The following is a 12,900-nucleotide window of genomic DNA, read 5'->3' on the forward strand; positions in this document are numbered from 1 at the left end:
CGGCCGCCGCGCGGAGGCCCGCGCCCCGCTGCGCCACGCCCGCGAGCGGGCGCTCGCGATCGGCGCCCGCGGCGTCGAGCGGATCGCCCACGACGAGCTCGTGATCGCCGGCGCGCGGCCGCAGCGCGTCGCCCAGTCCGGGCCCGAGGGCCTGACGCCGTCCGAGCGCCGCGTCGCCGAGCTCGCGGCCGCGGGCCGGCGCAACCGCGAGATCGCGGAGGAGCTGTTCGTGACGCCCAAGACGGTCGAGGTCCACCTCGGCCGCGCGTACGGGAAGCTCGGCATCAACTCCCGCTCGCAGCTCGCTGATACCCTCAGGGGGTATGCAGCATGACCAATCACTGACCGGCTGGCCTTCAGGCTGATCTCACGCGGCAAGGGCCACGCGGTGGTCCACGAGCATCACTGAGCCAGGACGTGGACGGTCCCGAACTCGGGATCGCTCGCCCCGTGCAACCGCGCCCCGACCGCCTTCAGTGAGCGTAGGTACGCGACCACCTCGTCGGTGATCCGCTCGCCCGGCAGCAGCACGGGGATGCCGGGCGGGTAGCCGGCGATCGCCTCCGCGCTCACGCGCCCCACGGCGTCGTCGACCCCGACGATCTCCGACGCCCCGAGGAACGCCTCGCGCGGCGCGACCACGACCTCGTTCTCGAACGTACCCGTGGCGAGCGTGACCTCCTCGGTCTCGCCCGGCCGCTCCATCCGGCGCGCGATCCACGTCAGGTCGTGGATGAAGCGCTCGAGCTCGCGCGGCGGCTCGTCGAGCCCGAGCACCAGCACGATCGTCGCCTGCGTCGCCAGCTCCACCTGCGTGTCGAAGTTCGAGCGCAGCGCCGCGGCCATCTCGTAGCCGGTCGCGCCCGTCCCGCGCACGTCGATGACGATCCGCAGCGGGTCGCGCCCGGCCACGCCCGGCCGCCCGACCTGCTCGTCGCCGATCACGCGACAGCCGGGGATCTCGTCGATCGCCGCGCACGTGCGCCGCGACAGCGCGATCGTGTTCCCGAGCAACGCCTCGCCGTGCAGCACCAGCTGGCGCCGCGCGCCGTCCAGCGAAGCCATCAGCAGCGACGAGGGCGACGTGGAGCGCACCAACCGCAGCGTCCGGGCCACGGCCTCCGGGTCCACGCGCCCGGACGAGCTCACGTGCAGCAGCGCGGACTGCGTCAGCGACCCCGCGATCTTGTGCACGGACGTGAGCATCGCGTCCGCGCCCAGCTCCAGCGCGCCGGCGGGCAGCTCCTCGTGGAACCCGAGGTGCGGCCCCCACGACTGGTCCACGACCAACGGCACGCCGGCCGCGTGCGCCACCCGTGCGCACTCCTCGATGTCCGCCGCCATCCCGTAGTAGGTGGGGGAGACGATGAACACCGCTCGCGCGCCCGGTGTCGCCTCCAGGGCGCGCGCCACCGCCTCGGCCGTGACGCCGTGCGCCATGCCGAGCACCGGCTCGTACTCCGGCGCCACCCATGTGGGCAACCCGCCCGAGAGCACCAGGCCGTCGACCACCGACGCGTGCGCGTTGCGCTGTACCACGACCGGCGCGCCCAGCGGCGCCAGCGCCAGGCACAGCGCGTGGTTGCCCTGCGTCGCTCCGTTGGTCAGAAACCACGAGCGCTCGGCGCCGTAGGCCTCGGCGGCGAGCTCCTCGGCGCGCTCGTACGGCGTCGGGGACGGCCCGAGATCGACGCCGTGGATGTCCTGCGGGATGTCCAGCCGGTGCGTCTGCCAGCCGAACGCGGTGCGCACGCCGAGGTCGGCGGCGTTGCCGGCCTTGTGCCCCGGCACGTGGAAACGGGTGGAGCCGCGGAACCCGTACGCCACGACGGCGTCGAGGTAGGGCGCGGTCGGTTGGTCGGGGGAGGCCATGGCGCGCGTCAGCATGGCAGGATGCGAGCGTGGTCGTCACGCGCGAATTCGTCGACATCCCGGTCGCAGAGCGCAGCATGCGCACGTTCGTCACCGCCCCCAAGCCGGAGGGGCGCTGGCCGGGCGTCGTCTTCTACACCGACATCTTCCAGCTCACCGAGTCCTCTCTGCGGTGGGCCGTACGGCTCGCGAGCTACGGCTTCCTGGTCGCCGTGCCCGAGATCTACCACCGCGTCGAGCCGCCGGACACCGTGCTGGCCTTCGACGACGAGGGCAAGGCGCGCGGCCAGGCCGACGCCGAGGCGATCACGACGGCCGAGTTCGACGAGGACATCCGCGCCGCTGTCGACTGGCTCGCCGCGCGCGACGCGCGTGTCGGCGCCACCGGCCACTGCACGGGCGGCCACCTCGCCTTCCGGGCCGCCTTCGATACCCGCGTGGCCGGCACCGCGCTCTGGTACCCGACGGGCCTGCACGACGGCAAGCTCGGGAAGGACACGTCGGACGCGCTGCAGCGCGCGGCCGACATCCAGCACGAGCTGCTGCTGATCTTCGGCACGCGCGACCCGCACACGCCGCCGCCCGGCCGCGCCACGGTCAAGGACGCGCTGGACGCCGCCGGCTCGCGCTACCAGTGGCACGAGTACGAGGCCGAGCACGCGTTCGGGCGCGACGTCGGACCGCGCCACGACCCCGAGGCGACCGACCGGGCCTTCGCCGAGACCGTCACGTTCTTCAAGCGGGTGCTGCGATGAAGCTCTACGACCATCCGATGTCGGCCAACTGTCTCAAGCCGCGGCTGCTGCTCGCGCAGCTCGGCACGCCGTACGAGCGCGTCACCGTCGACATCTTCGACCGCGACCGCCACGGCCAGCTCGCACGCAACCCGACCAAGCTCGTGCCGGTGCTGGAGACCGACGACGGTGCGTTCATCCCGGAGTCCGGCGCGATCATGCTCTACCTCGCGGAGGGCACGCCGTTCCTGCCGCCGCCCGGCGTCGCGCGGGCGCGCGTGCACCAGTGGCTGTTCTTCGAGCAGAACCAGCTGGAACCGGGGCTCGCCGTCGCGCGCTTCATGAAGCTGATGGGCCTCGACGACCACGCGCCCGAGGTCTACAAGAACCGCCTGCAGCAGGGCCAGCGCGCGCTGAACGCGATCGCGCACGGGCTCTCGGACGGGCGTCCGTTCCTCGCGGGTGAGGACTACACCGTGGCTGACATGCAGGTCTACGCCTACTCGCACACGGCGGCCGACGTGGACCTCGAGCACGAGCCGGTCGTCGCCGACTGGCTGGCGCGCGTAGAAGCCACGCCGGGCTTCGTCAACGACTTGGAGCCGATTCCTCCGCGCGGCGCAGGAACCTGAACCAACGGCGCGGCGACTCGGGCTGCGGCTCGGCCTCCACCGGCTCGGGCTCCGGAGCCAGCAGGCTCTCGAGCCAGAGCGCCTCGTCGACTTTGCCTTGACTCATGCAGTCGAAGGTAGGCGGATGTCCGGCGACCGCACCTACCCGAGCGGTCAGTTCGTGCCCGCCACGAGCCGCTTCAGATGCGGCGCGGCGACGCCGAGCACAACCACGGCCAGCGCGCCGGAGGTGACGACGAGATCCCAGTTTCGAGTCAAGCGATTCATGTCGCGACACAAAGTGACACGGCGTCATTGGCGCAACCTTGGGGGAACCCCAATTTTCCGGGGTGTGGCTCTCCGCACGAAAGCTCGCCGGTTGCGCGCCGTCGGGCCACTGGGTGACCGCCATGACCGGGGTCCGGGCGGCCCGTAGCTTGCCCAGCCATGCGCTTCCGCCCCCTGCTGACGCTCGCTGCAGTTTCGACACTGATGACATTCGCCGCCGCTCCGGCGGCCAACGCGAACTGGCTCGGGCTTCCCGGGCTGAACTCCGGCGCTGCCAACTGGGTACGCGAGTACGCCACGGACAGCACGCTGAGCACGATGTACGCCGCGACCGAGGACGACGGCGTCTTCCGCTCGGTCACCAACGGCCTCACCTGGGAGGCGTTCAACGCCGGCCTCGCCGGCGTCCCGGGCGCCATGAACGTGCGCACGGTCTTCACCAGCGGTACGACGGTCTACGCCGGCACCACCGCCGGCCTGTTCAAGTCGGTCGCCGGCGGCGCGTTCCAGCCCGTTGCGCAGGGGCCTGAGCAGGACCCGAAGAACCCGAAGAAGCTCAACCAGGCCGTCCAGGCCGTCTTCACCGGCGCCCTGCCGGGAAGTCCGATGCTCGCGGCGGTCGCCAGCGGCGGCGTGTACCGCTCCACGGACGGCGGCGCGACGTGGCAGAAGCCCGCCCCGGGCAACGGCATGCTGGCCTCCGAGACGGTGTGGAGCCTCGGCTCGTTCAAGGACAACGGTGCCCTGATCTACGCCGCCACGCAGAGCGGGATCTACCTCTCCGTCAACGGCGGATCCACGTGGACGCTGTCCAACGACGGCATCACCGGCCAGACCATGCGCGCGTGGGCCGACGAGAAGTACCCGAACATCTACTACGCGGGCACCACCGACGGCCTGTACCGCTCGATCAACGCCGGCCTCACCTGGACCCGGATCAGCGAGGACACGACGGTCCGCGCGATCACGCAGTTCAACGGCGTCGAGAAGAAGCGCCTGTACATCGCCACCGACAACGGCGTGATCGCCGGCCAGACGGACCTGCACCCGGTGCCGGGCAAGCCGACGTGGCGCAAGCTCCCGCTGGACGGCCTGAGCCCCAACTCGGAGATCTGGGGCCTGAACAGCTACATCAACACGCCCGGCACGCTGCTCGCCGGCACGCACGGCGGCGGCGGCAAGGTCTTCACGATCACCCCGCCGGTGTGGGCCGGCGTGCTGCCCACGATCAACGACACGACGCCGCACAAGTCCCAGAAGCTGTGGGTCACCTCCAACGGCACGTGGGCCGGCTCCCCGACCGAGTTCACGTACCAGTGGGAGGACTGCACCGAGGCCAAGTGCGTCCCGATCACGGACGCGACCGACGCCACGTTCGTCGTCCCCGCCAAGGACCGCAAGTACCGCGTCGTGGTGACCGCGCACAACGACTTCCCGAACAGCCCGCTGCTGCCGGCCGAGAAGGCGAGCCTCACCACCGGCGCCGCGGCCGCCGAGCCCAACTCGCTGCCCGGTGACATCGGCGGCACCAGCACCGGCTCGATCAAGCTCACGCCCGCCGGCCAGCCGCAGCCGGGCGTGGTCCTGACCGCGCAGGACTGGAAGTTCAACAACCCGAACGCGACATCGGTCAGCTGGCAGTGGTACCGCTGTGTCGGCGTCAACAACTGCGAAAAGCTGCAGGGCGCTGACGAGATCAACTACACGCTCACTGACCAGGACGTGGGCAAGTACCTGTGCTTCAAGGCGACCGGCCACAACGCGTCGGGCTCCAAGACGCTGGACTGCTCGGGCCAGACGACGGAGGTCCTCGCGCCGGACCCGAAGCAGACCGGCCCGCAGTCGATCTCGGGCAACGCGTGGGTCGGCCACACGCTGCTGTCGGGCTCCGGCACCTGGGCCTACTCGGGGATGCGCTTCGAGCGCCGCTGGATGCGCTGCAACGCCGAGGGCGGCAGCTGCGAGTACATCTACAACGAGAAGAGCTCGACCTACGTGATCAAGCCTGCTGACCTCGGCAAGCGCATCAAGGCCGAGATCACCGCTGACTCGAACATCGCCAACAAGAAGCCGGACCCGGCCTTCGTCTACACGGCGCTGACCGCGGTCGTGACCGAGGCGCCGCCGGAGCCGGAGCCCCCGGCCCAGCAGGGCGGCGGCGGGAACGACAACGGCGGCGGTGGCGACGGCACGGGCGGCGGCGGCACCGGTGGCGGCGGCACGGGCGGCGGCGGCACGGGCGGCGGCCAGACCCCGCCGCCCCCGCCGGGCGACAAGATCGCGCCGGTGCTGTCGCTGAAGTCCGGCGCCCCCACCTCGATGAAGGTCACGCTGTCCGAGGCGGCCTCCCTGTCGGTCGAGTACCAGCGCGTCCGCGCGGGCCGCAAGGCCGGCAAGAAGTGCAAGGCCGGCGGCAAGAAGGGCTTCAAGTGCACGGTCGTGACGAAGGTCGCGACGGTGAAGGTGGCCGCGGCCGCCGGCTCGGCCACGGTCAAGCTCCCCAAGCGCAAGCTCGCGAAGGGCGAGTACCGGCTGGTGGTCACCCCGGTCGACGCCGCCGGCAACAAGGGCGCGGCGAAGACGGTGAAGTTCAAGGTCAAGAAGTAGGCAGGGCGGCGAGCCGGTCGCGCAGGAGCGCGCGCTCCGGCTCGCCCTCCGTCAGCTCCAACGCGGCCTGCAGCGCCTGACGCGCCTCGGCTCTCCGGCCGAGGCGCGTCAGCAGTTCGGCCCGCACGGCGTGGAACAGGTGGTAGCGCTCGAGCGCGAGCTCGTCCACCAGCGCCAGCGCCGCCTCTGGCCCGGACACCTCGGCCACGGCCACCGCCCGGTGCAGCGCCACCACCGGCGTCGGCGTGAACATCAGCAGCTGGTCGTAGAGCGCGACCACCTGCGGCCAGTCCGTCACGCCCTCGCCGTGGACGGCGTTGATCGCGGCCTGCACCTGGTAGGGACCGGGCTGGTTGCGGGCCAGCAGGCGCCGGACGATGGCCTGCCCCTCGTCGATCATCGCCCGGTCCCACAGGCGGCGGTCCTGGTCGCGCAGCAGCACGCCGCCCGCCCGCGCCTCCCGCCGCGCGTGCACGAGCAGCATCAGCGCGAGCAGGCCCCACACCTCCGGCTCGTCCGGCATCAGCGTCGCGAGCGCGCGGCCGAGCCGGATCGCCTCTTCGCACAGCTCCGCCCGCGGGCCGACGTAGCCCTGGTTGAAGATGAGGTAGACGACCGCGAGGACGCCGCTGAGCCGCTCGGGAAGATCGGCCTCGCGCGGGACGCGGTACGGGATCTTCGCGTGCCGGATCTTGCCCTTGGCTCGCACCAGCCGCTGCGCCATCGTCGGCTCGGGCACGAGGAACGCGCGCGCGATCTCGGCCGTGGACAGCCCGCCGAGCAGCCGCAGGGTGAGCGCCACCCGCGCCGGCATCCCGAGCGACGGGTGACAGCAGGTGAAGATCAGCCGCAGGCGGTCGTCCTGCACGGGACCCACCTCCTCCACAGGGCCGTCCTGCTGGGCGGCCAGCAGGACCGCCTGCGCGTGCCGGTCCTCGCGCGAGGCCTCACGGCGCAGGCGGTCGATCGCCTTCCGGCGCGCCGTCGTGATGATCCAGCCGGCCGGGCTGGGCGGGACGCCGTCCACGGACCAGCGCTCGAGCGCGACCGCGAACGCCTCCTGGACCGCTTCCTCGGCGACGTCGATGTCGCCGAAGACGCGGACCAGCACGGCGACGGCGCGCCCGTGCTCGGCGCGGAAGGCATGTTCGACGTCCGCGCTCACCCGTAGAAGGGGCGGACCTCGATCGGCAGGCCGTTGATCACCTGCGCTGACTTGCGGCCCCATTTCAGGGCGGCGTCGAGATCGTCGACCTCGATCACCGTCAGGCCGCCGATGTGCTCGTGGCCCTCGGGGTACGGGCCGTCGGTCGTGATCAGCTCGCCGTCGCGGACCTGCACGGTGGTGGCGGTGCTTGCGTCGTGCAGGCCGCCGGAGAACACCCACACGCCGGCGTCCCGCATCTCCTGCTCGAGCGCGCGCACGTCGCGCGTGATGCCGTCGAGGTCGAGATCGGCGGGCGGCGGGCCGTCGGGCTGGTGGACAATCAGTGCGTACCGGGTCATGGAGAGCCTCCTTCGGGGATGGTTTCACCCTCTACACGAACGGGATCCGCCCATATCGACATACGACGACCTGAGCTCGGTCTACGAGCAGCTCACGCCGGAGGGGCTGCGCACGCCGGAGGGCAACGTGGCGGCGTTCGCGGCGTTCATCGACCCCTTGCCCGAGGGCGCGCGCGTGCTGGACGCAGCGTGCGGGATCGGGCTGCTCGCGACCGGCCTCGCGCTGCGCGGGCTGCGCACCGAGGCCACCGACGCGAGCCCCGGCATGGTGGCGCGCACGCGCGCCACGGCCGCGCGCCACGGCGCCGAGGTTCGCGCCGGCGTGTGCGCCTGGGAGGAGCTTCCGCCCGGCCCGCGCTTCGACGCCGTCTTCTGCGTCGGCAACTCGATCGGCCACGCGCGCGAGCGCCGCCGGGCGATCGTCGCGCTCGCGAGCACGCTCAAGCCCGGCGGCGTGCTGGTCCTCACCACCCGCAACTGGGAGCGCGTGCGCGCGCTCGGCTCGCACACCGACGGCACCCACACCTGGGAGGTACCCGAGGCCTGGGACGCGCCGCACCACGTGACAGTCACGGTCGGCGACGTCTGCGAGCGCCTGACGTACTGGCCGTTCACGCACCAGCAGCTGGGTGAGGATCTGGCCGCCGCCGGCCTGGCCGTCCGCGAGGACACCTACACAGCGGAGCAGGATCGCTACCTGGTGGCCGGAACCGGGTACCCTCGGGACTAGATGCCCTACGTCCTCATGGGTCTGTCGCCGGGTTGGCTCGCGCTGGGCGTGGTCCTGCACCTGCTCAACCAGGTGGCCCGCGGACGCGGCTGGTGCGCGGTGATCCGCCGCACGAGCGAAGCGCCGCCGCGCACGCGCGACGCCGTCGCCGCGTGGGTGGCCGGCGCGGGCGCGGGCGGGATCGTGTCCGCGCGCGGGGGCGACGCGGTGCGCGTGCTCCTGCTCGCCCGAAGGATGCCGGGGCGCGGCAACCGCGCCCTGTTGACCGGCACGCTCGTGGCCGAGGCGGCGGGGGAGACGGCGTTGGGCCTCGGCCTGCTCGCCCTCGCGCTCGCGATCGGCGTCGGCCCGGACGTCTCACCCGGCGCGCAGACCGGGCTCATCGCCGCCGCGGCGCTGCTGACCGTCACCGGCGCGGTTCTCATCGGGCGCCGGCATGCGAAGACGCGCCGCTTCATCGCGCGCGTGAAGACGGGCTGCTCCGCGCTCAAGTCGCCGCGGGCCTACGCGCGCCACGTGCTGCCGTGGCAGCTGCTCAGCCGCGTCCTGCGGCTCGCCGCGCTGGGGTGCTTCCTCGCGGCGTTCCACCTGCCGGCGACGCTCGCCGCGGTCCTGCTGGTCACCTTCGCCCAGTGCAGCGGCCGGATCGTGCCGTTCTCGCCCGCGAGCGTCGGGACCGGCGCCGCGATCCTCGCCGCCACCTTCGGCCCCGTCACCGGCCAGCACGTGCCCGCGGCGCAGCTGGCCGCGTTCTTCGTCGGCACCAGCACGGTGCTGACCGTGGTCGGTACCGCGCTCGCGCTCGTGCTGTGCGCGACTCAGGCCTCGGCGAACGCCGGGCCCAGGCTGGTGCGCGTCGGGCGCTTCGCCCGCATCCGCACCGCCATCACGGCGAAGCCGTAGCCCGCGGCGCTCGCGGCCAGCCCGGCGACGGCGTCGAACAGGAAGTGGTTGCCGGTGGCGACGACCGCCAGGCCGACGATCGGGCCCCACAGCAGCGCCACCCAGCGCAGCAGCGGGTTCTTCAAGGCCCTGAACAGCGCGAAGCCGACCGCCACCGCGAACCCCACGTGCAGCGACGGGACCGCCGCGAGCTCGTTGAAGAAGCTCGTGGAGAAGTTCGAGGTCAGGCTCATGCTCGTCTGCGACGTGATCGTGTCCTCGATGCCGAGCCCGGCCAGGCGCGGCGGCGCGACCGGGAACAGGCCGTAGACCGGCACGGAGATCAGCCACGTCGCCAGGATCGTGTTGCGCAGCGTCGCGTAGATCGCCCACGAGCGGTTGTAGAGGAAGATCAGCACCGCCGGGATCACGCCCAGCTGCGCGATCAGGTAGAGCCGGTTGAGCACCCACATCGCCCAGCTGCCGTCGAGCGCGCTCTGGACCGAGGCCTCGACGCCGACGCCGACCGCGTTCTGCAGGTCGACGATCCAGTGCGCGTTGGCCGTCGCGTCGGCGAGGTCGCCGATGGTGAAGAAGCGCGCGACGGTGTAGACCGCGTAGGCGAGCAGGAAGAGCCCGATCTGCACGCGGGCCCGCCGGGAGAAAGGCAGCCGCAGCGCGCTCGTGGGGCGGAAGGTCGAGGCGGCGAGCATGCAGTGCAAGTTACGCGCGCCTCCCGGCCGCCACAGCCGTGGCTCCACCAAACTGCAGGTGGGGTCCAGAGCCGTTTCGCGGGGGGTTAACCCCACTCGCAAGTCGCTGACGCTTCATGAGCGACTTACTTTATACAAGTGGCACCGTGGGGCCCGCGCGAACGCGGGCCCCTCAGCGAATGATCTACGGCGCCGTCGTCGACAGCGTGAAGGTCAGCGTCTTGGCGTACGTGCCCGTCCGCAGCGGGTCCGTGCGCTTGATCAGCTGCTTGAACCGCACGTCGACCGTCTCGTTGGACACCGGAGCGGTCCAGGCGGCCTTCGAGAACTCGACGCGCAGCGGCTCAGCGAGCGTGAACGCGCCGTTGGCCAGGTGGCCCGGGGCCGACACGCTGAGCGCGGCGTTGCCGGCGGTGCTGACCACGGTCGCGGTCGTCTCGGCCGTGTAGTCCTGCTCGACACCCGGGACGAACGGGTCGAACCTCGCGGCGGCGCCGAGCGTCAGCGCCAGCGTCGCCGGCACGCTGCCGCCGACCGGGACGTCGACCGGCACGTCGTGGCGGACGACGACCTTGAACGTCTTCGGCGCCGACGCGTTGCCGTTGGCGTCCTTGGCGACACAGGTCACCGTCGTCGTACCGACCTGGAACTTGGAGCCCGAGGCCGGGTCGCACGTGACGAGCGGGCTGGGGTCCTCGTTGTCGGTCGCGGTCGGGAGGGTGTAGGTGACGGCCGCGCCGCTCGCGTCCGTGGTGCCCACGAGCACGTCGGCCGGGACGTCACCCAGCGTCGGGGCGACCGTCTCGGCGTCCGTCAGGCCGGCCGAGGCCGCCGCGGCGTAGCCGCCCTGGATCGGCAGCGTCACCTTGGAGGTGCGCGTGTCCAGCGTCACGTTGACGTTGTCGTTACCGCCGGCCGCGCCCATGAAGCTCGTGTTCGAGCCGCCGATGACGATGCCGATCTGATGCCCCGCCTTGAAGATGTGCTCGGTGGGGATCGTCGGGAACTTGAAGCGGTTGGTCTCGCCGATCTTGACCGCCGACGCGTTCGCGAACCACAGCGTGTCGCGGTTCGAGGAGTCGAGGATGCCGCGCGACACGCGCCATTGCGCGACGTTGGTGGTCGGCTTGCTGATGTTCTGGTAGCACGCGTGCTCGACCTCACGGGCCGGCGCGGTGCATGGGTCGCCGACGTTCGCGTTCTGGCAGGTCACGCCGTCGGACGACACGCCCCAGCAGGAGCGGGCGGCGACGAGATCGACGCCCTCGCTGCTGCGCGAGGTCTGGGTGAAGTTCTGCCGGGTGCCGTTCGCGTTCAGCACGCCGTAGTCGACGATCGTGACGCTGACGTTGCCCTGCGTCTTATCGAGCGCGGCGGCGACGTCGGCGAGCGGCGTGCCGGACAGGCGCACGTCCTTGGTCAGCGGACGCGAGAGGAACACGCGACGGTTGGTCTGCGCGCCGGTGGGCGAGTTCATGAGCGTGTTCTCGCTGCTGTTGTTGCGGGCGAGATACGTCAGCGAGTCCGCCGCGCCGCCGCCGGCCAGGCCGCCGAGCGTGCCGGCCGCGGCCGGGTTGTCGGTCGCGCGCAGGTACAGGTCCACGTCCTGCGTGCCGTCGATCGGCCAGCTCCCGTAGTCCTTCCAGACGTCCTTTTCTTCTTCGACCGTGACCGGCTTCTCGCTCATGATCCCGTTCTGGACGCCGTAGAGCCAGTGGTCGAACCAGCGGTGCAGGGTGTCGACCCACTCGGCGCGGCGCGACTCGAACGGGTCCTCGTGGCCCGCACGCAGCAGCCACAACTTGGTCGGGACGTTGTTGGCTCGCAGCGCGCGCCACCAGACGTCGACCTGGTCCATGCGGACGTTGTCGTCCTGGAAGCCGTGCGCGATGAGGACGGACGCCTTGACCTTGCCCGCATTCTTGACGTAGTCGCGCTGGTCCCAGAACGTGTTGATGTCGCCGTGCCGGTCTCCGTCGCCGGTGTCGATCTGGTTGTCGTCGTCGATCTCCGCCTGGTTGATGGGCGTGCAGACCGCGCGGCGGTTCGGCAGGTTGTAGACCGCGCCCGCGTGGCCGGTCGGCGCCGTGCCGGGGAACGTCACGAGGTTGTTGAGGTAGGCACCAGGATAGTTGGTGCTCTGGACGGTCCCGCCGTTGCGCGAGTACGTGTACCACTGGGAGATCGCGCTGATCGGGACGATGGTCTTCAGGCCCTCGACGCCCGTCGCCGCGACGCCGTTGGCCAGCGTGCCGTCATAGGACTTGCCGATCATCGAGGACGCGCCGTTGTGCCAGGCGGCGGTCACTTCCTCGGAGGTGAGGCTGGTGGACTTGTAGGCCTTCACGCGGCCGTTGAGCCAGTCGACGATCGACTTCTCGCCGGCGATGTCGCCGGTGCCGCCGTGCATCGGGCAGCCGTGCACGGACATGCCCGTGCCGTTCATCTGGCCCAGCACGTACGCGTAGCCGCGCGGGACGAAGTAGTTGTCGTAGAACAGCGGCCAGCGGTCGTTGACCCCGTCGCCGTCCCAGTCGGCCATGCACTGGCTCTCGGCGCCGCGGCAGAGCGTCGTGTAGTACGGGCTCGGGTCGATGATCGCCGGCATCTTGTTCGTCGCCGACGCCTCGGCGGGCCGGATGATGTCGACCGTGACCCAGTCGTCGGCGCCGTTGCGGTCCTGGTCGATGCCGGGCTGCGGGATGAAGACCCGTTCCTTGACGGCCTTCGTGTAGTCGTAGACGGCCTTGGTCTTGCCGTTCTCCAGAACGGGACCCTGCGCCTGCGCGGCGCCCGTCCCAACCGCGAGCATCGCCAGCGCCAGCACGCCCGCGATCAGCCCTCTCACCCCAATCCTCATGCAACCCTCCGTTGCCGTAGACCCGTGCCGTCCTCCGTTGACGGCGGATCAGGCAACGCTACGGCCTTCCACGCGCAAGCGCCCTGGACTTTGGACG

11 protein-coding genes are annotated in these 12,900 nt (G+C 71.5%); 6 read left to right on the forward strand and 5 right to left on the reverse strand.

Features of this window, described 5'->3' with window-relative positions:
• A partial coding sequence (locus OJ962_RS10865; RefSeq protein WP_270006336.1) for a helix-turn-helix domain-containing protein occupies positions 1–334 on the forward strand: 334 nt, incomplete at its 5' end.
• A 68-nt stretch (positions 335–402) separates the two neighbouring features.
• Here the strand turns inward: OJ962_RS10865 and OJ962_RS10870 are convergent.
• The gene (locus tag OJ962_RS10870) at positions 403–1,887 is read right to left on the reverse strand and encodes an aminotransferase class I/II-fold pyridoxal phosphate-dependent enzyme (RefSeq protein WP_202954081.1); all 1,485 of its coding nucleotides are present in this window, start codon (positions 1,885–1,887) and stop codon (positions 403–405) included.
• Between the two features lie 14 nt (positions 1,888–1,901).
• Between OJ962_RS10870 and OJ962_RS10875 the strand changes: the two genes are divergently transcribed.
• The 3 genes from OJ962_RS10875 to OJ962_RS10885 all read left to right on the forward strand — a co-directional run bounded on the left by OJ962_RS10875 (position 1,902) and on the right by OJ962_RS10885 (position 6,112).
• On the forward strand, positions 1,902–2,627 hold the full coding sequence (locus OJ962_RS10875) for a dienelactone hydrolase family protein (protein ID WP_202954082.1): 726 nt from the start codon (positions 1,902–1,904) through the stop codon (positions 2,625–2,627).
• A complete protein-coding gene (locus tag OJ962_RS10880; protein WP_202954083.1) occupies positions 2,624–3,238 on the forward strand; it encodes a glutathione S-transferase family protein in 615 nt (204 codons plus the stop codon). Before OJ962_RS10875 ends, OJ962_RS10880 begins: the two co-directional genes overlap by 4 nt.
• 426 nt (positions 3,239–3,664) lie before the next feature.
• A complete protein-coding gene (locus tag OJ962_RS10885) occupies positions 3,665–6,112 on the forward strand; it encodes a WD40/YVTN/BNR-like repeat-containing protein (RefSeq protein ID WP_202954085.1) in 2,448 nt (815 codons plus the stop codon).
• On the opposite strand, the gene OJ962_RS10890 is transcribed toward OJ962_RS10885, so the two are convergent.
• Entirely contained in the window at positions 6,102–7,277 is a 1,176-nt protein-coding gene (locus OJ962_RS10890; protein ID WP_270006337.1) for an RNA polymerase sigma factor, read from the reverse strand. The genes OJ962_RS10885 and OJ962_RS10890 overlap by 11 nt on opposite strands.
• Entirely contained in the window at positions 7,274–7,618 is a 345-nt protein-coding gene (locus tag OJ962_RS10895) for a YciI family protein (protein WP_202954087.1), read from the reverse strand. The genes OJ962_RS10890 and OJ962_RS10895 overlap by 4 nt, the downstream gene beginning before the upstream one ends.
• Between OJ962_RS10895 and OJ962_RS10900 the strand changes: the two genes are divergently transcribed.
• Positions 7,617–8,348, forward strand: a complete 732-nt coding sequence (locus tag OJ962_RS10900) for a class I SAM-dependent methyltransferase (RefSeq protein WP_202954088.1) — start codon at positions 7,617–7,619, stop codon at positions 8,346–8,348. The genes OJ962_RS10895 and OJ962_RS10900 overlap by 2 nt on opposite strands.
• Complete coding sequence (locus tag OJ962_RS10905; protein WP_202954089.1) at positions 8,349–9,251, forward strand: lysylphosphatidylglycerol synthase transmembrane domain-containing protein; 903 nt, start codon at positions 8,349–8,351, stop codon at positions 9,249–9,251.
• Here the strand turns inward: OJ962_RS10905 and OJ962_RS10910 are convergent.
• The gene (locus OJ962_RS10910) at positions 9,167–9,943 is read right to left on the reverse strand and encodes a phosphatase PAP2 family protein (protein ID WP_202954090.1); all 777 of its coding nucleotides are present in this window, start codon (positions 9,941–9,943) and stop codon (positions 9,167–9,169) included. The two genes, OJ962_RS10905 and OJ962_RS10910, sit on opposite strands and share 85 nt — an antisense overlap.
• A 184-nt stretch (positions 9,944–10,127) precedes the next feature.
• A complete protein-coding gene (locus tag OJ962_RS10915; protein ID WP_202954091.1) occupies positions 10,128–12,791 on the reverse strand; it encodes a CocE/NonD family hydrolase in 2,664 nt (887 codons plus the stop codon).
• Positions 12,792–12,900: the final 109 nt, after the last annotated feature.

Source organism: Solirubrobacter deserti (assembly GCF_027587175.1).
GTDB classification, from domain to species: domain Bacteria; phylum Actinomycetota; class Thermoleophilia; order Solirubrobacterales; family Solirubrobacteraceae; genus Solirubrobacter; species Solirubrobacter deserti.